Annotated in this window: 23 protein-coding genes; 13 read left to right on the top strand and 10 right to left on the bottom strand. The window is 60.9% G+C overall.

The window, feature by feature from the left end:
• Positions 1-2: 2 nt before the first annotated feature.
• The 3 genes from PSH64_RS19845 to groL all read right to left on the bottom strand — a co-directional run bounded on the left by PSH64_RS19845 (position 3) and on the right by groL (position 4,058).
• A complete protein-coding gene (locus PSH64_RS19845) occupies positions 3-428 on the bottom strand; it encodes a potassium channel family protein (protein WP_105347058.1) in 426 nt (141 codons plus the stop codon).
• A gap of 55 nt (positions 429-483) precedes the next feature.
• The gene (gene ftsH, locus PSH64_RS19840; RefSeq protein ID WP_105347056.1) at positions 484-2,310 is read right to left on the bottom strand and encodes an ATP-dependent zinc metalloprotease FtsH; all 1,827 of its coding nucleotides are present in this window, start codon (positions 2,308-2,310) and stop codon (positions 484-486) included.
• 131 nt (positions 2,311-2,441) lie between these two features.
• Positions 2,442-4,058 (bottom strand): chaperonin GroEL, encoded by a 1,617-nt coding sequence (gene groL, locus PSH64_RS19835; RefSeq protein WP_105347054.1) that lies wholly within the window; start codon positions 4,056-4,058, stop codon positions 2,442-2,444.
• Positions 4,059-4,336: 278 nt separating this feature from the next.
• On the opposite strand from groL, the gene PSH64_RS19830 reads away from it, so the two are divergent.
• The 8 genes from PSH64_RS19830 to PSH64_RS19795 all read left to right on the top strand — a co-directional run bounded on the left by PSH64_RS19830 (position 4,337) and on the right by PSH64_RS19795 (position 11,452).
• Positions 4,337-4,834: a BCAM0308 family protein gene (locus tag PSH64_RS19830; protein ID WP_305478330.1), complete on the top strand. Its 498-nt coding sequence runs from the start codon at positions 4,337-4,339 to the stop codon at positions 4,832-4,834.
• Positions 4,835-4,909: 75 nt separating this feature from the next.
• Positions 4,910-5,143 (top strand): hypothetical protein, encoded by a 234-nt coding sequence (locus PSH64_RS19825; RefSeq protein ID WP_305478329.1) that lies wholly within the window; start codon positions 4,910-4,912, stop codon positions 5,141-5,143.
• Between the two features lie 171 nt (positions 5,144-5,314).
• Positions 5,315-6,199: a universal stress protein gene (locus tag PSH64_RS19820; protein WP_105347047.1), complete on the top strand. Its 885-nt coding sequence runs from the start codon at positions 5,315-5,317 to the stop codon at positions 6,197-6,199.
• A 72-nt stretch (positions 6,200-6,271) separates the two neighbouring features.
• Positions 6,272-8,035, top strand: a complete 1,764-nt coding sequence (acsA, locus tag PSH64_RS19815) for an acetate--CoA ligase (RefSeq protein ID WP_305478328.1) — start codon at positions 6,272-6,274, stop codon at positions 8,033-8,035.
• Positions 8,032-9,015 carry a pyruvate dehydrogenase (acetyl-transferring) E1 component subunit alpha gene (gene pdhA, locus PSH64_RS19810; protein WP_305478327.1) on the top strand — a complete coding sequence of 328 codons (984 nt, stop codon included), beginning with the start codon at positions 8,032-8,034 and terminating at the stop codon, positions 9,013-9,015. The genes acsA and pdhA overlap by 4 nt, the downstream gene beginning before the upstream one ends.
• Positions 9,012-9,998 carry an alpha-ketoacid dehydrogenase subunit beta gene (locus PSH64_RS19805; protein WP_305478326.1) on the top strand — a complete coding sequence of 329 codons (987 nt, stop codon included), beginning with the start codon at positions 9,012-9,014 and terminating at the stop codon, positions 9,996-9,998. The genes pdhA and PSH64_RS19805 overlap by 4 nt, the downstream gene beginning before the upstream one ends.
• Before the next feature lie 46 nt (positions 9,999-10,044).
• Positions 10,045-11,163 (top strand): dihydrolipoamide acetyltransferase family protein, encoded by a 1,119-nt coding sequence (locus PSH64_RS19800; RefSeq protein WP_305478325.1) that lies wholly within the window; start codon positions 10,045-10,047, stop codon positions 11,161-11,163.
• Between the two features lie 10 nt (positions 11,164-11,173).
• Positions 11,174-11,452, top strand: a complete 279-nt coding sequence (locus tag PSH64_RS19795) for an acyl carrier protein (RefSeq protein WP_305478324.1) — start codon at positions 11,174-11,176, stop codon at positions 11,450-11,452.
• Between the two features lie 9 nt (positions 11,453-11,461).
• On the opposite strand, the gene PSH64_RS19790 is transcribed toward PSH64_RS19795, so the two are convergent.
• Genes PSH64_RS19790 through PSH64_RS19780 form a run of 3 tightly spaced genes read right to left on the bottom strand, consistent with a single transcriptional unit; the run spans position 11,462 to position 15,905 of the window.
• Positions 11,462-13,780: a serine hydrolase gene (locus tag PSH64_RS19790; RefSeq protein ID WP_305478323.1), complete on the bottom strand. Its 2,319-nt coding sequence runs from the start codon at positions 13,778-13,780 to the stop codon at positions 11,462-11,464.
• A gap of 11 nt (positions 13,781-13,791) precedes the next feature.
• Entirely contained in the window at positions 13,792-15,063 is a 1,272-nt protein-coding gene (locus tag PSH64_RS19785) for a putative glycoside hydrolase (protein ID WP_305478322.1), read from the bottom strand.
• Positions 15,060-15,905 carry a polysaccharide deacetylase family protein gene (locus PSH64_RS19780; RefSeq protein ID WP_305478321.1) on the bottom strand — a complete coding sequence of 282 codons (846 nt, stop codon included), beginning with the start codon at positions 15,903-15,905 and terminating at the stop codon, positions 15,060-15,062. The genes PSH64_RS19785 and PSH64_RS19780 overlap by 4 nt, the downstream gene beginning before the upstream one ends.
• 222 nt (positions 15,906-16,127) lie before the next feature.
• On the opposite strand from PSH64_RS19780, the gene PSH64_RS19775 reads away from it, so the two are divergent.
• Together PSH64_RS19775 and PSH64_RS19770 are read left to right on the top strand one after the other, a co-directional pair.
• Entirely contained in the window at positions 16,128-16,688 is a 561-nt protein-coding gene (locus PSH64_RS19775; RefSeq protein WP_305478320.1) for a nitroreductase, read from the top strand.
• A gap of 158 nt (positions 16,689-16,846) precedes the next feature.
• Complete coding sequence (locus PSH64_RS19770; RefSeq protein ID WP_305478318.1) at positions 16,847-17,434, top strand: Spy/CpxP family protein refolding chaperone; 588 nt, start codon at positions 16,847-16,849, stop codon at positions 17,432-17,434.
• Positions 17,435-17,469: 35 nt separating this feature from the next.
• On the opposite strand, the gene PSH64_RS19765 is transcribed toward PSH64_RS19770, so the two are convergent.
• On the bottom strand, positions 17,470-18,036 hold the full coding sequence (locus PSH64_RS19765; protein ID WP_305478317.1) for a phosphoribosyltransferase family protein: 567 nt from the start codon (positions 18,034-18,036) through the stop codon (positions 17,470-17,472).
• A gap of 272 nt (positions 18,037-18,308) precedes the next feature.
• Between PSH64_RS19765 and PSH64_RS19760 the strand changes: the two genes are divergently transcribed.
• Positions 18,309-19,016 (top strand): phosphoribosyltransferase, encoded by a 708-nt coding sequence (locus PSH64_RS19760; protein ID WP_181150714.1) that lies wholly within the window; start codon positions 18,309-18,311, stop codon positions 19,014-19,016.
• Positions 19,009-19,659 carry a dienelactone hydrolase family protein gene (locus tag PSH64_RS19755; RefSeq protein WP_305478316.1) on the top strand — a complete coding sequence of 217 codons (651 nt, stop codon included), beginning with the start codon at positions 19,009-19,011 and terminating at the stop codon, positions 19,657-19,659. The genes PSH64_RS19760 and PSH64_RS19755 overlap by 8 nt, the downstream gene beginning before the upstream one ends.
• Before the next feature lie 34 nt (positions 19,660-19,693).
• On the opposite strand, the gene PSH64_RS19750 is transcribed toward PSH64_RS19755, so the two are convergent.
• Complete coding sequence (locus tag PSH64_RS19750) at positions 19,694-21,061, bottom strand: erythromycin esterase family protein (RefSeq protein WP_305478315.1); 1,368 nt, start codon at positions 21,059-21,061, stop codon at positions 19,694-19,696.
• Between the two features lie 257 nt (positions 21,062-21,318).
• Here PSH64_RS19750 and PSH64_RS19745 point away from each other — a divergent pair, with 257 nt between their 5' ends.
• Positions 21,319-21,474 carry a hypothetical protein gene (locus PSH64_RS19745; RefSeq protein ID WP_305478313.1) on the top strand — a complete coding sequence of 52 codons (156 nt, stop codon included), beginning with the start codon at positions 21,319-21,321 and terminating at the stop codon, positions 21,472-21,474.
• A gap of 94 nt (positions 21,475-21,568) precedes the next feature.
• Here PSH64_RS19745 and PSH64_RS19740 read toward each other — a convergent pair whose 3' ends face one another.
• On the bottom strand, positions 21,569-22,111 hold the full coding sequence (locus tag PSH64_RS19740; RefSeq protein WP_105346859.1) for an Hsp20/alpha crystallin family protein: 543 nt from the start codon (positions 22,109-22,111) through the stop codon (positions 21,569-21,571).
• Between the two features lie 81 nt (positions 22,112-22,192).
• Positions 22,193-23,686 (bottom strand): arginine-ornithine antiporter, encoded by a 1,494-nt coding sequence (arcD, locus tag PSH64_RS19735; protein ID WP_105346856.1) that lies wholly within the window; start codon positions 23,684-23,686, stop codon positions 22,193-22,195.
• Positions 23,687-23,748 lie beyond the last annotated feature (62 nt).

Raw genomic sequence — 23,748 nt, 5'->3', positions numbered from 1 at the left:
GGCTATTTGCTCTTCCAGTACTTCTGCATCTCCAGAAACAGGAACGAGGCGGTCCAGGAAATCAGCACCAGCCCTGTCAGTGCCTCCAGTCCGGTCAGGTACTTGAGGTTCCCCATGGGTGAAATATCGCCGAAACCGATGGTGGTGAACGTGGTGAAGGAAAAGTACACGCAGTCCATGAACGAACCATCGAAATTGCCGCTCAGGCTGCCCCATTCACCGGAGCGGATCAGCAGGTAATAGACCAGCGCGAAACACCACACTTCTACCGCGTGAGCCACCATCGCGCCGAATACTCCGACGACGATCCGAAAGCGGCTCCAGAGTTTGAGCCGGGGCAGCCAATCGTTCAGGCGCAGCAGGCATTCGTAATGGATCACCACCGTGACGATCACCACCAACGTGTTGATCAGCGTGACTGTGAACATGATGAGCCTTCAGCGATGGGGGCAGGGGGCAGTCTGCGGACTATTGATCGGTGCATCACGGTGCTGGCAATGCCGGGGTGGGCTTGAACGGCATCAGTGGCGGGAACTCCTCGGGCGTGAGGGTTTCCTTTTCCAGCAACAGGCGGGCCCCCTCGTCCAGGTCGGCCCGACGACTCTGGAGCAGCGCCTTGGCCCGTTGGTAGGCTTCATCGAGCAGGGCGCGAATACCCAGGTCGATTTCCCGGGCGGTCTGTTCCGAATAATCCTTTTCGCCCATCGTGGCCATGCGATCTCCCAGGTACGTTGGGGTTTGCTTCTCCAGCACCGACTGGCCGAGTTCGGGGCTCATGCCGAAGCGGGTGATCAGTTGCCGGGCGATATCGGTCGCGCGACCCAGATCGTCGGCGGCCCCGGTGGAGATCTGGCCGTAGACAAGGTCCTCGGCGGCGCGCCCGGCCATCAGCACCACAATCCGGTCCTTGAGCGTCTGGCAACTGATCAGGAAGTGATCCTCGGTCGGTCGCTGCAAGGTATAGCCCAGCGAGCCGATGGCCCGGGGCACGATCGAGACTTTATGCACCGGGTCCATGGCCGGCAGGCTGCTGGCGGCCAGGGCATGCCCCATCTCGTGATAGGCCACCACCCGGCGCTCGTCGGGATCGAGCAGGTTGCTCTTGCGTTCAAGCCCCGCGATAAGGCGTTCTACCGCGGCCGTGAAGTCATTCAGGTTGACGGCATCGGCGCCGCGGCGGGTGGCGACGATGGCCGCTTCGTTCACCAAGTTGGCCAGGTCGGCGCCGGTGAAACCGGTGGTGATTTCGGCGATACGTGCGCCATCGAGCCCTGGCTCCACGGTGATTTTCTTGAGGTGAACCTTGAGAATCGCTTCCCGGCCTCTGCGATCGGGACGGTCGATCAGAATCTGCCGGTCGAAGCGCCCGGCCCGCAACAGCGCCGGATCGAGGACCTCCGGCCGGTTGGTCGCGGCCAGCAATACCACGCCTTCGCGGGGGTCGAAGCCGTCCAGTTCAGCCAGTAACTGGTTGAGGGTCTGTTCTTTTTCGTCATTGCCGCCTAACACGCCGACGCCGCGCATCTTGCCCAGCGCGTCGAGTTCATCGATGAAGATAATGCAGGGCGACGCCTGGCGTGCCTGTTCGAACAGGTCACGGACCCGGGCCGCACCGACCCCGACGAACATTTCGACAAATTCGGACCCCGAAATCGAGAAAAACGGCACACCGGCTTCACCGGCGATGGCTTTGGCCACCAGGGTCTTGCCGGTGCCTGGCGGGCCCACCAGCAAGGTGCCCTTGGGAATGTGCGCGCCCAGACGTGCGTATCGGGCCTTGTCCTTGAGAAACGAGACGATTTCCACCAGTTCGGCCTTGGCTTCGTCGATGCCCGCGACATCGGCGAAGGTCACCCCGGTATCGCGTTCGACAAAGATCCTGGCCCGCGACTTGCCGACATTCATCAACCCGCCAAGGCCTTGTTTGTCCGCCATCCCGCGAAACAGGAAATGCCAGAACACCATGATCATTATGAACGGCAACAACCAGCCCAACAGGCTGTTCATAAAGGTGTTTTCGTTGACTCCGGTAAAACCGACGCCCGATTGCGACAGTTCGGTCGCCAGCGACGGATCGACGCGCACGGTAGAGAACCGGTCGCGTCCGTCGATGGGCTCCACCAATTTGCCGCTGATCCGGTCCTTGTCGATCTGCAAGTCACTGACTTTTTGCTCGTTCAACAATTGCATGAACTGGCTGTAGGGCAGGGGCTGCACGGCCTGGCGCTCGACAAAGAAGACCTGCATGAGGCCCATGACGATAAAAGCGATCGCCAAGTAGGACAGGTTCCACTGGTCGTTCTTTTTCATGGCCTTGGCTCAGAGTGGGAACGCATATCGGTAAGCCCGCGGCCAACCCATTTAATAAAGATAGCCTGCTTCAGCTTCTCCCTCGCGCAGGGCGCCGGATGATGTGCACAGATCACCTCGCCTTGTGCCGGTCATTCAGGAAACGGTGGCTGGGCAGGCGATTCTTTTTCTGGAATATCCGTCATGGTCGCCTCGGTGAGCAGCAGGACACTGGCGACCGACACGGCATTTTCCAGGGCAATGCGTACCACTTTGGTCGGGTCGATGATGCCGGCTTCGTACATGTCCACATAACAATTGGCCGCCGCATCGAAGCCCACGTTGCCCGGTTCGGCGAGCATGCGGGCAATGACCACGCCGGCATCCACTGCCGAGTTTTCAGCAATGAACCGGGCCGGTGCTTCCAGAGCCCGGCGCAGAATCTGCAGGCCGGTTTTGACATCGCCCTCATGGTTGGCTTCTTCGGCTGCAATCATCGGCACGGCTTTGAGCAGGGCCAGACCGCCCCCCGGAACAATGCCTTCGGCGATCGCCGCCCGGGTCGCGGAAATCGCATCGTCGAGTGCATCCTTGCGCGCTTTCATTTCAGCTTCGGACGGCGCGCCGACGCGGATCACCGCCACGCCGCCAGACAGTCTGGCCAGGCGTTCCTGAAGTTTTTCCCGGTCGTAATCGCTGGTGGTGTTGTCCATTTGCACGCGGATCTGTTGCAGGCGCGCCTCGATAGCTTCGCGTTTACCCGCGCCGCCAATCAGCGCCGTGCTGTCTTTTTGCACCACGACTCGATGAGCCCGGCCCAACTGGCTCAATTCCACCTGTTCGAGGTTGATCCCCAGCTCATTGGAGATCACGGTTGCGCCGGTCAGAACGGCAATGTCCTGAAGCATTTCCTTGCGTCGATCACCGAAGCCCGGCGCCTTGATCGCCACCGCGCGCAATACTCCCCGAATCTGGTTGACCACCAAAGTGGTCAACGCTTCACCCTCTATGTCGTCGGCGATCAGGACCAGTGGTTGGCCACTTTTGGCAATCAGTTCCAGCAATGGCAGCAGGTCTTTGAGCACGCCGATCTTATGGTCACAGAGCAGCAGGTAGGCATCGTCGAGTTCGGCCTGCATCTTCTCGGTATCGGTCACGAAGTAGGGCGAGACATAACCACGGTCCAGGCGCATCCCTTCCATGACCTCGACCACTGTTTCGGTGGTCTTGGACTCTTCGACACTGACCACACCTTCAATGCCGACCTTTTCCAGAGCGTCGGCCACCAGCTGACCGATGACCGCGTCGTTGTGGGCCGAAAGCGTGGCAACCTGGGCTTTTTCCTTGGGCGTGCTGACCGGGCGCGATTGCGCCAGCAGTGATTGCATGACCAGAGAAAGCCCCCGGTCCATGCCGCGCTTGAGGTCGATCGCACTGGCACCGGCGACGACGTTGCGGATGCCGTCGGCCAGGATTGCATGGGCCAGCACCGTTGATGTGCTGGTCCCGTCCCCGACGGCCTCGCCGGTGCGTTCCGCCGCCTGACGCAGCATTTGCGCACCCAGATTCTCCTCGGGGTCCAGCAGGTCGATCCGTTTGGCAATCGTCACGCCGTCATTGCAGACCGTCGGATTGCCCCATTTACTCTGAATCAACACCGATTTCGATTTCGGTCCCAGGGTCACCCGGACAGCGTCCGCCAGTTGTGTGGCTCCACTCAGGATTTTCTCGCGAGCGGCAGCACGAAACAGGATTTTTGTGTGGGCCATCAGGTTGTTCTCCTGAAGAGTTCTGCGTCTTTTCAGCTTCCATGAAATGGCATGTGCAGCGTTGATTTTTATCAACAAAGCCACAGTACGTACCGTTCGGATGATCGACCGTCGGTTGTTGGCCCGAATTGACAAATATCAACCTGCGCCACAGCAAACCGAGCCCAAATGAACTCTTCGAATCCACGGTGATTTCAGTGGCGCCGACTGGGAGGGGGGCGATTTGAAAACACGGTTTCGCGTGGGATTTTTAGCCAACTCATTTGCGAGGAAAGACCATGGACAAGTTTCAGCAGAGTCAGAAAAACCAACTGTTCAAAACACCGGCCCGTGATCCTTATTGCTTGCCGAAAATCGAAGGCTCTGCCGTCTGCCCGCAGTGTGGGGCCGCCTACCAGGCAGGTAACTGGACCTGGAAAGTTCCTGAAAACACGGTGGTTCATGATGCGCAATCAGTGACCTGTCCAGCCTGTCAGCGTACCAATGACAATCATCCGGCGGGTACGCTCACGCTGTCGGGCAGCTTCTTGTCCGCGCATCGAAACGAAATCATCAACCTGATCGAAAACACCGAGAAAAAGGAAAAAGCCGAGCATGCCCTGGAGCGCATCATCAGCCTGACCGATTCCGAGGGCGCGCTGGTTGTGACCACCACAGGCATCCATCTCGCGAACCGCCTGGGCCATGCACTGAAAGCGGCCTTCAAAGGCCACGCCGATTATCAGTACAGCGATGACGAGTTCGGGGTAAGCATCGACTGGACGCGTGACGAGTAGAACCGGGCGAGGGGTGTGTACTCGACGCTGCAAACTTGAAGAAATGACAGGAGGTCCGGATCGAGGAGTACGACCATGATCGTCAATGATTCAACGACACAATCTGCCGCCTGTTCTGAATCAATCAATCGTTGTGCGGCGCTCTTTTCCGAAGCCGACCGACTGAGCAAACAAGCCTATGCGTTGTTGAGCGAGCCTGTTTCGACTCAGACGATAGAACGATTTTCTGCGGCGAAAAAACTGGCGGATGACAAATACCGTCAAGCCCAGCGGGAATGGTTGAAGACCATGAACAAGAGCGAGCCATGATGCAAGGCTGCGGCAAGTAGCCCGGCGAAGGTAGTTGATTTATATCAACGCCAATGTCATTGCAACGGAGGAGTCTGGGTTGACGCTGGTGCCTGATCCAGCGAGGGCGCAACGACCGCGCCCTCGCAACAGGCCATGGCGTGTTGAAGCCCACCTGCCTGGAGTCAGATCATGAGCCAGTATCAACGGTTGTTATTGATCATCAACCCGGCCCTGCGCCACTCTCCCGCAATACAACATGCGGCGGCCCTGGCCAAGGCCAGCGGGGCGCGTTTGCATATTGCTGGCTTGATAAAGTCGTTGGACATTCTGTCGCTGCTTGAAGAGGGCGTGCGGGAAACGGCGCGGGAGAGTTACCTGCAGGACCATCGCGATTGGTTGGCGTACCAGGCAAAAAATATCCGTGGTCGGGGAATTGAGGTGACGACGGAGGTGGCCTGGGCCGATGACCTGCAGCAGGACATTCTGGATCACGTCACGGAAATGCAGCCCGACCTGTTGATCAAGGAAGTTCAGCATGAGTCGGCGCTCAAGCGCGCGTTCTTCACCCCGCTGGATTGGCACTTGCTGCGCCACTGCCCGGTGCCGGTCTATCTGGTGGGCGGCGGTGGCCATACCTTGCCGCACAAGATCGTGGCCGCGGTCGATGCTTCGGGTACCGATGCCGATAAAGAGCTCAATGACCGGATCATCCAGCAGGCCAATGGCCTCGCGCTGCAGTGCAATGCCGAGTTGCATCTGCTGTACGCCTGCGACACCACAGACTATCTGGGCGATATGGGCGGCGGCGGCCTGACGCTGTCGGAGCTGACCAAACAGTTGCGCAAAGAACTGGAAAAATCGTTCCTTTCCCTGGCCGGTCGGTACGGCGTGGCCTCTGACCGTCGGCATTTCATTATCGGGCACCCGGTGTCGGCGCTGAGTGAGTTTGCCAACGAACATCAGGTGGACGTGATCGTGATGGGCAGAGTCCAGTCCCATGGCTTGAACAAACTGGTGGGCAGCACGACCGAACATATTCTGTATCAGGTGCCGTGCAGCGTCCTGGCGGTCTAGGGACGGCCCCGTTCACGGTTGATCACAACCCTGGGTGACGGGTTGTGATGAACAGCCGTTGAGGTAAAGCCCATGCATTTGCCGATGATCAAAAAGAAACTCACCGGTTTGCCGATAAAGCCCAATTGGCTGGACAGCGAGCAAGCCCGCGCAGCCTTTTCATGGCAGGTGGAAGCGCTCGAATTGGCAGGGTCGCCAGGGGGCGGCATGAACCTCGCCTATGAGGCGGTGGATCGGCATGCGATGGGAGGGGGACGTGAACAGACGGCGTTGCGCATTCTCGATCGCCAGGGTGGGCACCGCGACATCAGCTTCGGGCAACTGAGCACACTGACCAACCGTTTTGCCAATGTGCTGAAAACATTGGGCGTGGCCCCCGGCGAACGCTTGTTTGTGCTCTGTGGCCAAGGGCTGGAGCTGTATCTGGGCGTGCTCGGTGGCTTGAAGCTCGGTTGCGTGGTTTCGCCGTTATTCTGCGCGTTCGGCCCCGAGCCCATCGAAACCCGGATGCGTCTTGGCGAAGGCAGTGTGCTGCTGACCAGCGAATCCCTTTATCGACGCAAGATCGCGGCTATTCGTCAGCATTTGCCGGCACTCAAGCATGTGCTGCTGTATGACGCCGAGGGTGGGGATACGAACGCCGTGGAGGGCACCCTCAGCGTGCATCGATTGCTGGCCGAAGCCGCTGACGATTTCGACATCGCCCGGACCACGGTCGACAGTCCCGCGCTTTTACACTTCACCAGTGGCACGACCGGCACCCCCAAAGGTGTATTGCATGTGCATGGCGCCGCACTGACGCACCGGGTCACCGCCAAATACGCCCTGGATTTACACCCTGAAGATATTTACTGGTGCAGCGCCGATCCGGGCTGGGTCACGGGGACTTCATACGGGATCTTCGCGCCGCTGCTGCTGGGCGTCACCAGCGTGGTCGAGGGCAACGAATTCGATGCCGAACGCTGGTACCGGATTCTCGAAAAACAACAGGTAACGGTCTGGTACACAGCACCGACGGCCATTCGCCTGCTGATGAAAGCCGGAGATACGTTGGCGCGCAGCCACCGCTTTCCCTGTCTACGGTTTATCGCCAGTGTCGGAGAACCGCTCAACCCCGAGGCTGTCTGGTGGGGTAAAGAGGTGTTGGGGCTGCCGATCCACGACAACTGGTGGCAGACCGAAACCGGCGGAATCATGATTGCCAATACGGTCTCGATGGCGATTAAACCGGGCTCCATGGGCAAACCCTTGCCCGGTGTCGAGGCGGCCATCGTCGAGCGCAAGGCGGACGGTTCGCTGGTGTTTCTTGGGGAGAATGAAGTCGGTGAACTGGCTCTGAAACGGCCATGGCCCGCCATGTTCCGTACTTATCTGGGGCAAGAGGAGCGCTATCGACAGAGCTTCGTCGGCGAGTGGTACCTCAGTGGCGATCTGGTGCGTCGCGATGCCGACGGCTATTTCTGGTTCGTAAGTCGCGGCGACGATGTCATCAAGTCGGCCGGACACCTGATCGGCCCGTTCGAGGTGGAAAGCTCGCTGATGGAACATCCGGCAGTGGCCGAGGCCGCTGTGATTGGCAAGCCCGATCCTCTGCTGGGAGAGACCGTGAAGGCGTTTGTTTCGCTCAAGAGCGGATTCACCGCCAGCCCGGCCCTGCACGATGAATTGCTGGGCCATGGACGCAAGCGTCTCGGTGCCGTGGTCGCGCCAAAGGAACTGGCGTTCATGCAGGCACTGCCGCACACCCGCAGCGGAAAGCTCATGCGACGTCTGCTCAAGGCCCGGGAGCTGGGTTTGCCGGAGGGCGATACTTCCAGCCTGGAGAATCCGTCATGAGCCTGCAATCGTTGCCCAAGGACTTTGCTCTCGACTTGCTGCGGGACATGGTGCGCATCCGTCGCCTTGAGGAGCGCGCCGGCGAGCTGTACGGGGAGAGCAAGATCCGTGGCTTCCTGCACCTGTACATTGGTGAAGAAGCGGTCGCCGTCGGTGTTCTGCATGCACTGGCAGCCGACGATGCAGTGGTCGCAACGTATCGCGAACATGGCCATGCCCTGATCAAGGGAGTGCCCATGAACACCATCATGGCCGAGATGTACGGGCGCCAGGAAGGCTGCTCGCGAGGGCGTGGCGGTTCGATGCACCTGTTCGATGCCGGTACACGTTTCTTCGGCGGCAATGCCATCGTCGCCGGCGGCTTGCCACTCACCGTCGGCCTGGCGCTGGCCGAGCGTATGCAGGGTGGATCGCGGCTCTCCGCGTGCTTTTTTGGTGAAGGTGCCATGGCCGAGGGAGCGTTTCACGAGTCGATCAACCTGGCCGCCTTGTGGCAGTTGCCGATGCTGTTTTGCTGCGAGAACAACCTCTATGCCATGGGCACGGCCCTGGAGCGTTCGCAGTCGCAAACCGACCTGTGTGCCAAAGCCTCGGCGTACAAGGTCCAGACCCGGTCTGTCGATGGCATGGATGTGGTCGCGGTGTACGAAGCCACTCGTGAGGCGGTTGAACATATCCGGCAAGGGCGCGGGCCTTTTTTCCTGGAGTTTCGTACCTATCGGTTTCGCGCCCACTCGATGTTCGACCCGCAGCTGTATCGCGACAAGGCCGAGGTGGAGCAGTGGAAGACCCGCGGACCGATTCACACCTACAGTGCCCGGCTCAAGGCCCAAGGCCTTTTGGACGAACCCGGTTTTCTGGCGGTCCAGGCCCAGGTGGACGCCGAAGTGGAGGCCGCCGTCGCCTATGCCGAAAGCGCCAGCCTGGAACCGCTGGAGGATCTGTCTCGCGACGTCTACACCCCGAGGGCCGCGCCATGAGCACTCGCATGACCTACCGCGATGCGTTGCGCGAGGCACTGCGTGAAGCGTTGCAACGGGACCCTCGGGTATTTTTGATGGGCGAAGACGTCGGTCGTTACGGTGGCAGCTACGCCGTCTCTCTGGGGCTGCTTGAAGCATTCGGCCCGGAGCGCATTCGAGACGCGCCATTGTCCGAATTGGGCTTCGTGGGGGCTGGTATCGGCGCGGCGCTGGGGGGCATGCGGCCGATCGTAGAAATCATGACCGTGAATTTCAGCCTGCTCGCCCTCGATCCTCTGATGAACACGGCTGCTGCCCTGCGGCATATGTCCGGCGGCCAATTCTCGGTTCCCCTGGTGGTGCGCATGGCGACGGGCGCGGGACGTCAGCTCGCGGCGCAACACTCCCATAGCCTCGAAGGCTGGTATGCGCATATCCCCGGGCTGAAAATTCTCGCCCCGGCGACCGTCGAGGATGCACGCGGCATGCTCTGGCCTGCGCTGCTGGATCCGGACCCGGTGCTGATTTTCGAACACGCCCAGCTCTACAACATGGAAGGTGATACCGGCGACTGGAAGACTCTGGACATCACTGCCGCCAAGGTTCGCCGAGTCGGCAACGACCTGACCCTGATTGCGTATGGCGGCACACTCGGCAAGGCCCTGACAGCGGCTGAGCAACTGGCCGGGGAGGGCATTGATTGTGAAGTCATCGACCTGCGGGTTCTGCGCCCTCTGGATGACGCCACAATCATGACGTCGGTCTGCAAAACCCGTCGTGCCCTCGTCGTCGATGAAGGCTGGCGCAGCGGCAGCCTGGCGGCGGAAATCATCACGCGGATCGTCGAGCAGGGCTTTTTCGAACTGGACGCACCGCCAGCGCGGGTGTGCAGCGCCGAAGTGCCGATACCTTATCCCCGGCATCTTGAAGAGGCCGCGCTGCCTCAAGTGTCGACCATCGTCGCCGCCGCGCACGAGCTGTGCGAGGGGACTGCAACGTGATGGCAGGCAGATACCGCGTCCGGGTAGCGGGCCAGGAGGGGCAAGCGTGATCGAATTTAAACTGCCATCGCTGGGAGCCGATATGGATGAAGGCACGTTGCTGGAATGGAAAGTCCATCCCGGCGATGCGGTCAAGCCTGGTCAGGTGATTGCCGTCGTCGATACGGCCAAGGCCGCTATCGACGTAGAGTGCTGGCACGATGGCACGGTCTTGCAACTGTTGATCGATGTCGGCGCCAAGGTGCCTGTCGGTACCGCCATCGCGCAGTTGCTGGAACCGGGTGAAAGTCCGCAGAGCGTGCGACGGATGGTGAAGCCCGCACCGGTGCCGCTTGCGGCGGAAAACCTTTCTGCAAGGCGGCCGAAGATTTCCCCTGCGGCACGCAAACGCGCTGCCGAATTGGGGCTCGATGCCAGTCAGTTGCAGGGCCATGGTCCACACGGCGTGGTGACCCTGGAAGATGTCGAAGCCGCCGCCCGCGTGGCGCCGGAACCTGACCGCAACCAGGCCATGCGTCACACGATCGCGGCGGCGATGAGTCGTTCGAAACGCGAGATTCCCCATTACTACCTGAGCGAAACCATTGCCCTGGATAAGGCCATGGCCTGGCTGCAGGCACACAACGCGCAAAGCCCATTGCCGGAGCGCCTGTTACCCGGTGTGTTGCTGCTCAAAGCGGTGGCGTTGGCCTTGCGCGACTATCCACAGCTCAACGGTGCCTGGCAGGACAACGGCTTTAAACCGGCAGCCGATACAGACCTTGGCGTGGCAATCGCCTTGCGCCAGGGCGGGTTGGTCGCTCCGGTTCTGCGGCATGTGGCCGACACGTCCTTGACCGATTTGATGAGTGAACTGTCCAGCCTGGTGGAGCGCGCCCGCAGCGGTTCTCTGCGCAGCTCCGAACTGGGTGGCGCCGGCATCACGGTCACCCAGCTCGGCGACCAGGGCGTAGACAGCGTACTGGGGGTGATCTACCCGCCCCAGGTTGCCCTGGTCGGTTTCGGTCGTATCGGCGAGCGGCCCTGGGTCAAGGATGGCCAGTTGTGTGTCATGCCCACCGTCGTCAGCAGCTTGTCAGCCGATCATCGGGTCAGCGATGGTCACTACGGCGCACGCTTCCTGGGGGAAGTCCGTCGCTTGTTACAAACCCCAGAGAACCTGTGAGGGTGAGCCCATGGACCCGCTATCGGTACGCAATCAGGTGTTGAACGCGTTGAAGCGCATCGCTCCTGAAGTCGACCCTGAGCAATTGCCCGGTGACCGCCCCCTACGCGAGGAGGTTGATCTGGACTCCATGGATTGGCTTCGCCTCATCGAGGCCCTGAATCGGAGCCTGGGGGTGGCCATTCCGGAAATCGATTACCAACAGGTGGACACCCTGGACAAGCTCGTCGCCTATCTGATGCAAAAGGAAAAAACCGGTGGACCGGCGCCATCGATCGGCAATCGATGACGCTGCCGGTCAATACAGCAAGTTCTCCTGCCGTAGCCGCGCGAAGCGCGCAAGCGGCACTGCGTCGAGCGCCTGCGCCGCGTCAGGTGTCGCGCCGTCGCGAATCGCCTGCCACACGCTTTGCGAGCCGATCGAATCACGGGTCGCCGCCAGGTCGAACACATTGGGATAGAGCGTGTGCAGGGTGACGAGCAGCGTCAACCCCAGGCTGGCTACGGGACGTTGCGCAGGCGTTGAGAGGCGGGTGATGCTCACACCATGACAGAGCCGACCGTGCCAGTTTGATTCGGTGGGGACGAAGTCGATCGGCTCGAAATGCGCGCCGACGTCAAATGCATTCAGCGCATTGGCGAGCCGGGTTGCGTCGATCCATGGCGCGCCGACCCACTCGAACGGGTGCGGTGTGCCGCGCCCCACACTCAGATTCGCGCCTTCGAGCAAACCGATGTCCGGGTACAGGTCCAGCTGAGAGAGCGTGCGCAGGTTCGGCGAGAGCGGCACCCATCCCAACCCGGTGTCGGCAAAGGTCATCGTGCGTCGGTATCCCAGCATCGGCACCACGCGCAGGTCCGCGCCAATGTGCTTGTTGCGGTTGAATAGACGCGCCAGCTCGCCGACGGTCATGCCGGGCTGCAGCGGCGCAGGGAAATAGCCGGTAAACGATTCGCGGCGACTGTCCATCACCGGGCCGCCGAAACGTTGTGCGCCGAGGGGGGCGGGCCGGTCCAGCACGAACAGCGCAATGCCTTGCGCCGCGGCGGCTTCGAGTGCGTAGCCGAGTGTTGTCTCGTAGGTGAAGAAGCGCACGCCGGCGTCCTGAATATCGAAGATCAGCGCATCCAGTCCTTTGAGCGAACCGGCCGGGAAGCGCTGGGTTGCGCCGTAGAGACTGTGCACGGTGAGGCCCGTCGCCGGGTCGCGGGTGTCGCCGACTCGTTCGTCCACGTCGATGTTCAGCCCATGCTCGGGCGAAAACAGCGCCACCAGTCTGACGCCTGGCGCATGGGCGAGGACGTCGACGGTGCGTCGGCCTTTGGCGTCGAATCCGCTGCGATTGGTGATCAAGCCCACGCGCAGGCCGGCGAGCGGGGCAAATTGCTGTGCCTCAAGCACGTCAATGCCTGTCTGCACCGGGCCTGTCGCGGTGGGTAGACGATCGGCGGCCCGCAGTGCCGGCAACGCAGAGGGCAGCAACCGGCCGATTTGCGCGCCGCTTGCAGGCGCCCCGCGACTGGCCATCAGTGCAAGCAATTGCGCACGAAGCGGGCGCGCGTCACCGCGGTCATCGGGATACACGCGGTTGCTCAGGATGACCATGAATTGGCGGGTCACCAGATCAATCCACAGCCCCGTGCCGGTGTATCCGGTATGGCCGATGACGCCAATCGGCGGCAGACGATCATGGTTCGGCACGAACGGTGCGGCCAGTTCCCAGCCGAGGCCGCGCCACGGCACGCTGTCGAGCGGTGAAACGGCGCTCGCCAGGGCGGCGATGCTCGCCGGCCGCAGGATCTGTCGATTGCCGGCGCGCCCCTGGTTCAGCACCATCTGCGCGAAACGCGCAAGGTCGTCCGCCGTGGAAAACAGCCCGGCGTTACCGGATACACCGTCCATCCATTGCGCCGTCGGATCGTGTACGCGCCCCCGGAGCGTGCCAGCCTTGGTGGCGAGTGTCGGTGCGCTGCGTATCGCTCGCGGGGTATCCGGCAGAAAAACCGTGTCGCGCATGCCCAGCGGCCCGAAGATGTGAGCCTGGCAATAGGCGTCGAGCGAGCTGTGGGTGATGCGTTCGACCAGCTCGCCGAGCACCACGAAATTCAGGTCACTGTAAATGACCTGGGTACCCGGCGCGTTGCGCAGCCGCTGCGCCGCGATGGCGTTCAACACACCTTGGCGGCCCGCACGGGCTGGCCGCCCAGGCAAATCTGGGCGCAGCCCGGACGTGTGCGCCAGCAGGTCACGCACCTTCACCGCCTCTTTGCCGTGGGACCCAAAGGCAGGCCAATACCGGGCAACGGGTGCGTCCAGGTTGAGGCGGCCGGTTTCGGCCAGTTGCAGGATGGCCGTGGTGGTCGCGATGACCTTGGTCAGCGATGCCAGATCGAACTCGGTGTCCGGCGTCATCGGCTCGCGGGGGGGCGTCGTCGTGCGTTGTCCAAAGGCCTGGCGATAAAACACCTGCGTGGCGTCACCGATCAGGACAACGGCTCCTGGAACGCGTCCGGCGGCGATCTGGCCCTCGACGATCTGTGCGGCTTGCAGGCGCGTCGTCGCGTCGAGATCGGCGGCGCATGCAATGTGCGCCGCCATCGCCAGGCCAAGCAGCATTGCCCAGCATTTTAGCGCTGTGGCAGATCGGCGGCTTCGTAGTGATTGCGTGGGTTCCATAACATCCATCCATCGGTGCCGGCGGCGTCGGCGGCGTTCACCTGTGCGCTGATCGCTTCGGCGTCAAACGGGCGACGATCGAAGGCGTAGTCGCGAAAGGCCTGGAGCCAGGGACGAAAGCGCACGCCTGGCAGGTGGGTGCGCTTCATTGCCTCCGCCAGGGTACGCCTGACAATCTGGCCGGGGTCGGCTGTCGGGTTGCTAAAGCCCGGCAGCCCCCATGTGAAACTGGACGGGTACAGCATCGGCGAAATGTAGTCGAGCTCCGCGCCCAGCAGTTCGATTTGTTGGCCGATCGCCGTATCGTCGAGGTTCCAGCAGACATAGCCGAAGATGTCCGCGGAGACGAACACGTTGTAGGGCGCGAGCCGCGCGCGTGCGGCCTGCAGAAAACCGATGATCGCCGCGGTCCGGTTGGCGCGGTTGTTGGGGAGGGCAAAGCGCAGCCCGCTCTTGTCGGGAAAACGCACATAGTCGAACTGGATCTCGTCGAAACCCATCCGCGCGGCCTCCTCGGCGACATCGAGATTGTGCTGCCAGACCTCGTGCGAATACGGATCCATCCATTGCAGCTGCTCGAGATCCCGCCACGGCTGGCCGTCGGCGGTGTGCACGCTCCACTCGGGATGCGCGCTGGCGAATGGATCGTCCTTGAACACCACGATGCGCGCGATCAGGTACGGGTATTGCGCATGCAGCTTGGCAAGTAACGCCGGCAAGTCGCGCATCTGCGGTGCCCGTGTGGTCACATGGGCCGCCGCGCCGATCGCCTCGCGCGCCGCACTGCGATAGGGCGTCAGGCCACGGTCACCCTTGACGTCGATCACCAGTGCATTGATCTCGGTTTTTTCACTCAGGCTGACAGCGTTGTTGCGCAGGATCGAACTGGTCACGCCGAACACCGACAGGTAGACCGCTTTGGGGCGAAACGGGGTCAGGGCGAGCGTCATGGGCGTTTCGTCGCCCACTTTGGCCTCGGTGCGTAAATACCCTGGGGCGCGGGCGGCGATACGCTCGACTGCCTCGGCCGTCTCGAACCGTCCGTTTTCGTCGGTACGCATCACGCCGGCCGAGGTCGTGATGATGGCGTCGGCGATCGGGTTCTGCGTGTTCGAGTCGAGTACGACACCGGTGACGGCCTGTGCGCCTTGCCCGGTCAGCAGCGCAGCAACGGCGAGTAGCGCCGGGATTGCGTAGCGCCTCAAGGCGCGGATGACGGTCATCGCGGGTTCCCCGCGGTCGGCTGGGTGTCCGGTTCGCCGAGCAACTGCGCGAACGCGCGTGCACCGTAGGCATCACTCATCAGATAGCGCGGCAGGGCGAGCAGTCGCGCGTGCCGGTCGGCCTTGCGCGCGTCTAGAGTGAAGGCCACTGCGTAACCCTCGTCGGAGGCGAGTGCGATCAACTCGTCGTCATAGATACCGAACGGCCACGCGAGCATGTCGACCTGCTGCGCACCGGTTTGCGACTCGATGCGTTGACGTGATTTTTGCAGTTGGGTTCGGACGAATTGCTGGAAATCCGCCGGCGTGCGGTGCCTGCGCTCGACGTTGAAATTGGGATGCCAGTACGTATGCGACTGGATGTCGATGAGGCCGGTCTGCTTCAGGGTGCGCAACTGCTCCCAGGTCAGCGCATAGGACGCGTTGGAGATGGCCGATGGATAGATAAACAGGGTCACCGGAAAGCGTTCGCGCTGGATGACGGGCAGCAGTTTGTCGAAGACTGAACGATGCCCGTCGTCGACAGTGATCACCACCGGCTTCGACGCTAACGTCGCATCGGGATTACGCAGCCAGTCGACCACCTCGCGCAGCGACACAATGTGATAACCGTGCTCGCGCAGGACGCGCAACTGGGTTTCGAAGGTGCTCATGCGCACGGTCATCGAGTCGTCGGCCGTGTCCGAGAACCGGTGGTAAACGAGGATCGTGACGCCTGGCTCGACGCTCTGTGCGGCGCCGTCCGCGCTCCAGGCCAGTGCGCAGACGCCTGTCAGCATGACGCGGATCAGCAGCCGCAACGCGGCGCTGCCACCGATACACGCCATGATCTTCCCGCCCATGTCAGCGCTCCTGCGCGAGCCAGACGCTTGCAGTGTGCATTGAGCGGTTATCGTCCATCTGATGCAGATCAATTTCGCGCAATGTGGTCCGCTCCGAGGGGGGGCGAGTCATCAGACAAAACGGAAGGCCGGTTCTGTCTTGATTTGATTTAAATCAACAGCAAGCCCTCGTGGGCGGATGACTTTATAAAGGATATGACACTCTTTTGAGGTATGCCCCCCATGAACATCGATAAGGCGATCTCGGGCCGTCGCTCGACGCGGGAGTACACGACAGAAGCGGTTGATGAAGACGTCATTCGTCGTTTGATCAGTGCCGCTGCGCAGGCGCCCAGCGCGATGAACCAACAACCGTGGACATTTACCGTCATACGCGACCAGAGCCTGCTGGATCGGGTCTCGCGCGAAGCGAAGGCTCACCTGCTGGCGACAATACCCGCAGCGGCCCAGCCCGAGCACTTCCATACGTTGCTCGATGATGAAAACTATCAAATCTTCTACCACGCGCCGGTACTCATCCTGATTTCGGGAACCGCGCCGGGTCAGTGGGTCGTCGAAGACTGCGCGCTGGCTGCCGAGAACCTGATGCTCGCGGCGTACGCTGAAGGGCTTGGCACTTGCTGGATCGGTTTTGCCCAGGGTTTTCTTGGTACGCCGGATGGAAAGCATGACCTTGGCCTTCCCGCGGAGTGGACGCCAGTGGCACCGATCATCGTCGGTCACCCGAAATCCGCGCCCGCGCCCGTGCCCAGGAAGGAGCCAGTGATCCGCTGGATTGGGTGACAGCACTGTGGATAGCGATGGTTGGCCGCTCCTCTTACGGGGCAACTCGACCGCTTATCCACTTGCCCGGCGGTCTGCCTGTTTTCTGATGTGGATCAGATATACCCCCAGGCCGACTCCTATTCTCGAATCAACCCACGGTGTCGAGATGAACTGAAATGAACAGATCAAGCCTGATCGGCCAATGCATGTTAATGGCGGCAAGCGTGTTGCTGGTGCCCTCTACCAGCGTCTTCGCCAACCCGCCGACGTCTGCTGCGCAAGGTGGCATGTATCATCGTTTTCAGGATTTCGATTGGGTCAAATACACGCAACAGACCCTGGACGATCTCAAGGGCAAGCTCAATCTCAAGCCGGAGCAAATGGCTGCCTGGGATACATGGGCCACGGGGGTCATGGCGGACGCCAATCAGCATCAGGAAAAGGCCAAGGCCGAACGTGATGAAAGGGCGAGTACGAAGAAGGCGCCGATGGATGAAACGACCCCCGAAAGAATGGCCAGAGAGATAGAGCGTTTGCGCGTACAAACCAAGTGGATGGAGGCACATCTGGAGCACCTGGATGCTGCGCTGGTGCGTACCAAAACCTTCTACGAGGTTTTGGATGCCGAGCAGAAAACCATTTTCGATCTGTTCTGGACGGTGGTGCATCACCGGCTCTACGGCAATGACCGTTGGCAGATGCCGATGCACATGTTCAGACCACGAATGATGGAAGGCGACCAGGACGAAAAAAGTAAACAGTAAGCGGTACTCACTGTTCGATTACACATGTGGCGCCGTCATCGCGCGGCGCCATGCCGCCAGACCTCAATACAGAACTCCCTTTCGTAAGGGGGCACGTTGCATTCGACGATGTCAGTGGCGGCCACTTGCAGATGCACCCCGACGATATCGGCATGGACCGGTTGCTGGCAGACGTGCCGGTCGACCAATACGGCCGTGTAGACCCGACGAGCACCGAGTTGCGCCAGATACGCGCAGGTACGCAGGAGCGAATGGCCTTCAAACAGCACATCGTCGACAACGAGCAAGGTGGTGCTGGCAAGGTCCAGCTCGCCCAGCAGCGGGTTTTCGGTCAGTTCGGTGTGGGCATGCAGCACTTTGAGGTCATCGGCATAGCGCTTGACCTTCAAGGGGTAGAGCGGCAGTTCCGGCTGGCCGGTCTGACGTGACAGATGCTGTTGTAGACGCTGCGCCAGAGGTTCGCCGCGGCGCTGGATGCCAATCAGCGCCGCTTGAGCGGGCGGCAACAGCGCCGCTGCCTGGCGCGCCATTGCCTGCAGCACCGAATCGAGTTCATCGCTGTCGTACAAGCGCAACCGCGGGCTCGCAAGTAAGGTCGGCATGGCAATCTCCCGTCGAGAGCCGCTGTCCAATGTCGGCAACGTAACCCATCGGTCCCCAACCCGATTGATATTGATCAACTATGGCGAAATGAACGGCCAAACCCATTGCGCATCCACGGCGGGCCTTGCGCGCGAACTTGATAAAAATCAACAACAAGGAGACTTCAGCGGAGGACTCTAGTGAAAACCGATGCTTGATCCCGCAAGGACGTGGAGAGGTCAAGGCTGTGTGATACGAACCGACAGGCGTGATCGCCTGGGGAGGTGTTCAAGTGATTCATAGTCCCTCGACGCAAACCCTCTTGCGTGACCGGGTGGATGCCGGTCGAAGGCTGGTGGAGCCGCTGCTCAAATACGCTCATCGACCCGATGTCATCGTTCTCGCCTTGCCCCGTGGCGGCGTGCCGGTGGCCTATGAAATTGCCACGGCCCTGGAGGTTCGCCTGGACCTGATGCTGGTCCGCAAGCTCGGGGTGCCATTCCATCAGGAGTTCGCCATGGGCGCGATTGCCAGTGGCGGCATCCAGATCGTCAATGACGATACGCTGCGGGCGAACCGTATCGATCAGCGCACGCTCGATAACGTGGTGGCGCGGGAAACCCAGGAACTGTTGCGTCGCGAGCGCCTGTACCGGGGTTCGCGTGCCCCCGTGGTGCTCAAGGATCAGGTGGTGATTCTGGTCGACGATGGCCTGGCGACCGGGGCCTCGATGATGGCGGCGGTCCAGGCGGCGCGCCTGCAAGCACCGTCGCGGATTGTCGTCGCCGTGCCGGTGGCGCCACCGGAGACGGTAGAGGCGCTGTTTAGCGAAGTCGATGAGGTGATCTGCCCGCTCACTCCCGAGTGGCTGATGTCGATCGGCAATTGGTACTTGAATTTTTCCCAGACCTCGGACGAAGAAGTCATCGATCTTTTGCAACGGGCCTGGGGCAGAGAAGCCGCTACGCGTGTTGGCGGTCAGGAGGATTCCGATGTTTGAGCCTCGCTATCGAAAGCTCGACCTGGGGAACGTGGAGCTGTCTGCCGACCTGCGTCTGCCGGCGCACGCGGGCGGCTTGGTGGTGTTTGTTCATGGCAGCGGCAGTGGTCGTTCAAGCCCGCGTAATCAACAGGTTGCGCTGTCGCTGGCTCAGCGGGGGTTGGGCACGTTGCTGTTCGATCTGCTCACGGAGCCGGAGCAATACCTGGACAACCAGACCCGGGAATTGCGTTTCAATATTGCGCTGCTGTCCAACCGACTGGTTAAGGTGATCGACTGGATTGGCCGGGACGCCGAACTGCAACCGCTACCGATCGGACTGTTCGGCGCAAGCACCGGTGCTGCTGCGGCGCTATTGGCCGCGGCCGAGCGGGCGGACGTGGTGCATGCGGTGGTGAGCCGGGGAGGGCGCACCGACCTGGCGGGTGAGGCGCTGTCCCGCGTGAAGGCGCCGACCTTGCAGATTGTCGGTGAGTTGGATCCGGTGGTGCTCAACCTCAATGTGCAAAGCAGTCGCGCCCTGCAGTGCGAGCAGCGTCTGGAAGTGGTGGCGGGCGCGACACATCTTTTCGAAGAAGCAGGAACCCTCGAAGAAGTCGCCAGACTGGCCGGCGACTGGTTCGAGCAGTATTTGCGACGGTAGTCATCCAAAGCAGACAACCACCGTCCGATGCCTGTCATATGCCGAATGGAAAGGTTTCGTCTTCCGGTTCCAGCGCCTGGCTTTTCGGCAGGGGCAACGCTGTTACCGGTTGCGTCTGTTCAATCCAGACCATGGCGTCGAATTGTTCGGTCAGCACTGACTCGAAGTAGTGGCTGCTGCGCTCGCTGGCGGGTCGATAAATCACACCGATGGCCCGCTCCAGCAGAGGCTTGGACAGGGCTCGGCGCAGCTCTTTTCGCTGCGGATCCCGCCAGTCGGTCAATGAAGCCGGGACGCCGGCGTTGAGGAACTGGCGTTCCCAACTGTCTGGCCGGGACGGCCGGATATCCTTGATGAGCATCTCGCCATCCCAGTCGTCGGCCGCGGCCACCTGGCCATGGTCGGTGCTCATGCCGATCAGAACCACATCGCGCCCATAGGCATGGCGGCACAGCTGACCGATATTGAACTGACCCTTCCAGCCCATTTCCGTGGCGGCCGCATTGCCGATATGGGAGTTGTGCGCCCACACCACGGCCTTGGCTTGCGGGCCACGGTGTTCGAGCAGCGCACGTAACGTGTCGAACATGTGCCTGTCGCGCAGGTTCCAGGAGGCCGTCGAACCTCGATAAATCGCTCGGTAATATTGTTCCGCCGCCTGGATGACCCGGGCGTTCCGGGTCGCATCGAAGAACGCTTCATCATCCTTGATGATCCCGGCCAATTGCTCGGCCAGCATGGCATTGAGCTGTTCGACCACCGCATGCTCGCAGGGCATTATGCCGTCGCGTTCGACAAAATGGCCGTACAGCGCAGGATCATCCTGCCACGGGGTCAAACAGCCATAGCGACGCCGTGCTTCGTGTGCCAGTTGCGGGTCGACACGGTCCAGATAGCTCAGCACCTCATGGATGGAATTGCGCAAACTGTAAACGTCCAGACCGCGAAACTCGACGCGCTGTTCAGGCGCGTGTTGGTGGTTGTACTGATGCAGCCAATGGGTGAACGCTTTCACATCGGTGTTGCGCCACATCCAGGTCGGGAACCGGCTGAAAATGTGGCGTGCCCAGGCTGAGCGCGCCAGCCCCCGGACATAGCGGTCTACATGACCCGCGTCAGGCCAGTCTGCTTCAACGGCCACGATATTGAACCCGTGCTGCTCGATCAGCCGCTGGGTAATCGCCGCCCGGGTCCGATAGAAATCACTGGTGCCATGGCTGGCTTCACCGATCATCACCACGCGCGCATCGGCGAAGCGGTCGAACATTTCACCAAAGGCCGGTGAACTCAGTTCCGGCAGGGGTTCGGCGTATTGACGCAAGAGCGGGACGATGGAGGCCTCGTCAATGTGGGTATGTGAGCCATACAGCTGGTTCAGCATGTTTTGGGAAGGTGTGTTCATGAACGTCATCCCCATAAGGGTGGATTGCCCGACGTGCGATGCGGCGCGGCATCACGTCGACTGTCAGGGCAGGGCTCGCACGGGGTTGTTTTCGATCCATTCGACGTCGCGGGCCTGTACCGCCTCTTCAATCATTCCTACGCCTGAATGCAGTCGACCATTTGAGTTTTATCAATAGTCGGTGCACGAAGTGGCCGATGAATGTCCGGTTGCACCAACAGCCACATCGGCAGTGCCAATACGCCAAGGAGGAGGGGGTGCTGATCAGCGTCAATTCGGATGCACACCGCACTGCTGATTTCGCCAACTTGTTGCGTTATGGCGTCGCCCGGGCACGCCGAGGCTGGCTGGAAAAACATAACGTAATCAATACCCGCTCGCTGACCGGGCTCAAGGCATTGGTTGGTCATTAAGAGCCCCACAACGTTCAGGAGATGAAGGGCGAGGTTGTCTGGTACCCCATAAAAAACCCCTTGTCGGTTTCCCGACAAGGGGCAGGCCCAGGACTCAGTTGCCTTTGATCTGCACGACCTTGTCAGCCTTCAGGGCTTCAGGCTTTTTCGGCAACGAGATGCTCAGTACGCCTTTGCTGTAACTGGCTTCGATCTTATCGGCATCCACCTCTTTGGGCAGGTTGAACATCCGTTCGAAGGAGCCATAGCTACGTTCGCTGAGATAGTAGCCTTTCTTTTTCTCTTCCTTCTCTTCTTGCTTTTCCCCTTTGATGATCAGGCTGCCATTGGACAGCTTGATCTCAATGTTCTTCTGATCCATGCCGGGTAGTTCGGCAGTGATTTCGAAGCTTTTATCTTTCTCGACGATGTCTACCGCAGGCATGCTCTGACCGATCAATTCCCGACCCCACAAGGGTTCGACATCGAACAGCCCGCGATTGAACAGTGACAACCCTGAGCCAAGACTGAAGTCTTCGAACAGATGGTCGACCTGTTGCCGAAGCTTTTCGAAGGGGCGCGTCAGATCAGTTGTCTTTGGGCGCATAGCGGTTTTCGCTTCGGTATGAACGGGTACTTTCTTCACGGAGTTGCTCATTTCTTTTCTCCTCTTGGCGAATAAGGTGAGCTGCGAGCATTGGTTTCGGCCCACCATGACAAAACAACCCGACACTGGCCCTTACAAGGCCAGTGTTCCGGACCACAACATCCAGCCGGCGATGGCGGCCGCCACCCAGATAATGATCAACAGTCCCGTCTCGGGGCCGTTGAGTGCTTGTCCCTGGCGAGCCTTCAGGGTGCCCAGGTAAATCAATGAGCCAGGGGCGTAGAGCAAGGCGCTGAGCAACATGTATTTAGGCCCGGCGGCATACAGCAACCACAGGCAATACAGCGTGGCGACCGAGGCAATGGCCATGTCGCGCAGTTGCAGGCCTCGGTGGCCGGCGTAGGTCTGGCCCTGCCAGGTCAGTTTCAATGCGTACAAACCGCTGAACAGGTACGGCAGCAGAATCATCGAGGTGGCCAGGGAAATCAGGGTCAGGTAAGTGGCGCTCGAATACAGCGTCAGCAACAGGAACAGTTGGATGCAGCCGTTGGTGATCCACAGCGCATTGGCCGGTACGCCACGGGTGCTTTCCACGGCGAGCGTGCCCGGCATGACCTTTTCCTTGGCCGGGGTGAATATCGATTCGGCTGCCAGCAGCGTCCAGGCGAGCAGGGCGCCACCCACTGAAATGATCAGGCCGATGCTGATCAGCATCGCACCCCACGGCCCGACAACCGCCTCAAGTACGCCTGCCATCGAAGGGTTTTTCAGGGTCGCCAGCTCCGGTTGTCCAAGAATGCCCAGCGACAACAGAGACACTGCAATCAGCAGCAATAAGGTAATGACAAAACCGATAACGGTGGCACGGCCGACATTGACGCGTTCTGCCGCTCGGGCGGAAAACACGTTGGCACCCTCGATCCCGATGAACACCCAGACGGTCACCAGCATGGTGCTTTTGACCTGATCCAGCGTGCTGCCCAGTGCGGGAGAACCCCAGAAGTCGACCATGAAGGTTTTACGCTGGAAGGCCGCGATCACCAGCCCGATAAACAGCAGCAAGGGCACGATTTTGGCCAGAGTGGTCAGGGCGTTGGCTTTGGCCGCGGTGCGCATGCCCCGCAGGATCATCCAGTGCAACGACCAGAGCACCACGGACGCCCCGGCAATCGCCGCCTTGTTGTTGCCTTCGCCAAACAGCGGGAAGAAAAAACTCAGCGCGGAAAACAGAATCACCATGTAGCTGACGTTGCCGACCCAGGCGCTGATCCAATAGCCCCAGGCGGAGTTGAAGCCGAGGAACTCACCGCCCAACGCCCGGGCATAGGCAAACACGCCGTTGTCCAGGGTCGGTTGCCGGCTGGACAAGGTTTGATAGACCAGCGCCAACGACAGCATGCCGACGCCAGTGATCAGCCAGCCAATCAGGATGGCGCCGGCACCCGCACTGGCGGCCATGTTTTGCGGCAGGCTGAAAATGCCGCTGCCGATCATCGAGCCGACCACCAGGGCAATCAGCAGGCTCAAGGACAGGCGTTTGGGCTCCAATTGTCGCAAGCTGCCGGCGAGAGGTTGGGGGGCGGTCGGCGGGAGGATCGGTTGCGTGCCGTGCAGATGAGTCGCCATGTTAAGTAAGCCTCCACGAAACGAAAGAATGGGCGCAGACCGCAGATGCGGCGGAGTGAACG

This window comes from Pseudomonas sp. FP1742 (assembly GCF_030687145.1).
Lineage (GTDB): Bacteria > Pseudomonadota > Gammaproteobacteria > Pseudomonadales > Pseudomonadaceae > Aquipseudomonas > Aquipseudomonas frederiksbergensis_D.
This window is presented reverse-complemented; position numbering and strand designations above follow the sequence as displayed.

Coding starts and splice junctions, on each gene's coding strand:
- pdhA (WP_305478327.1), top strand. CDS start 8,032: ATGAGCCTGCAATCGTTGCCCAAGGACTTTGCTCTCGACTTGCTGCGG.
- PSH64_RS19845 (WP_105347058.1), bottom strand. CDS start 428: ATGTTCACAGTCACGCTGATCAACACGTTGGTGGTGATCGTCACGGTG.
- groL (WP_105347054.1), bottom strand. CDS start 4,058: ATGGCCCACACAAAAATCCTGTTTCGTGCTGCCGCTCGCGAGAAAATC.
- arcD (WP_105346856.1), bottom strand. CDS start 23,686: ATGGCGACTCATCTGCACGGCACGCAACCGATCCTCCCGCCGACCGCC.
- PSH64_RS19830 (WP_305478330.1), top strand. CDS start 4,337: ATGGACAAGTTTCAGCAGAGTCAGAAAAACCAACTGTTCAAAACACCG.
- PSH64_RS19780 (WP_305478321.1), bottom strand. CDS start 15,905: ATGGGCGGGAAGATCATGGCGTGTATCGGTGGCAGCGCCGCGTTGCGG.
- ftsH (WP_105347056.1), bottom strand. CDS start 2,310: ATGAAAAAGAACGACCAGTGGAACCTGTCCTACTTGGCGATCGCTTTT.
- PSH64_RS19750 (WP_305478315.1), bottom strand. CDS start 21,061: ATGAACACACCTTCCCAAAACATGCTGAACCAGCTGTATGGCTCACAT.
- acsA (WP_305478328.1), top strand. CDS start 6,272: ATGCATTTGCCGATGATCAAAAAGAAACTCACCGGTTTGCCGATAAAG.
- PSH64_RS19755 (WP_305478316.1), top strand. CDS start 19,009: ATGTTTGAGCCTCGCTATCGAAAGCTCGACCTGGGGAACGTGGAGCTG.
- PSH64_RS19765 (WP_305478317.1), bottom strand. CDS start 18,036: ATGCCGACCTTACTTGCGAGCCCGCGGTTGCGCTTGTACGACAGCGAT.
- PSH64_RS19825 (WP_305478329.1), top strand. CDS start 4,910: ATGATCGTCAATGATTCAACGACACAATCTGCCGCCTGTTCTGAATCA.
- PSH64_RS19795 (WP_305478324.1), top strand. CDS start 11,174: ATGGACCCGCTATCGGTACGCAATCAGGTGTTGAACGCGTTGAAGCGC.
- PSH64_RS19805 (WP_305478326.1), top strand. CDS start 9,012: ATGAGCACTCGCATGACCTACCGCGATGCGTTGCGCGAGGCACTGCGT.
- PSH64_RS19785 (WP_305478322.1), bottom strand. CDS start 15,063: ATGACCGTCATCCGCGCCTTGAGGCGCTACGCAATCCCGGCGCTACTC.
- PSH64_RS19820 (WP_105347047.1), top strand. CDS start 5,315: ATGAGCCAGTATCAACGGTTGTTATTGATCATCAACCCGGCCCTGCGC.
- PSH64_RS19775 (WP_305478320.1), top strand. CDS start 16,128: ATGAACATCGATAAGGCGATCTCGGGCCGTCGCTCGACGCGGGAGTAC.
- PSH64_RS19790 (WP_305478323.1), bottom strand. CDS start 13,780: ATGCTGCTTGGCCTGGCGATGGCGGCGCACATTGCATGCGCCGCCGAT.
- PSH64_RS19770 (WP_305478318.1), top strand. CDS start 16,847: ATGAACAGATCAAGCCTGATCGGCCAATGCATGTTAATGGCGGCAAGC.
- PSH64_RS19740 (WP_105346859.1), bottom strand. CDS start 22,111: ATGAGCAACTCCGTGAAGAAAGTACCCGTTCATACCGAAGCGAAAACC.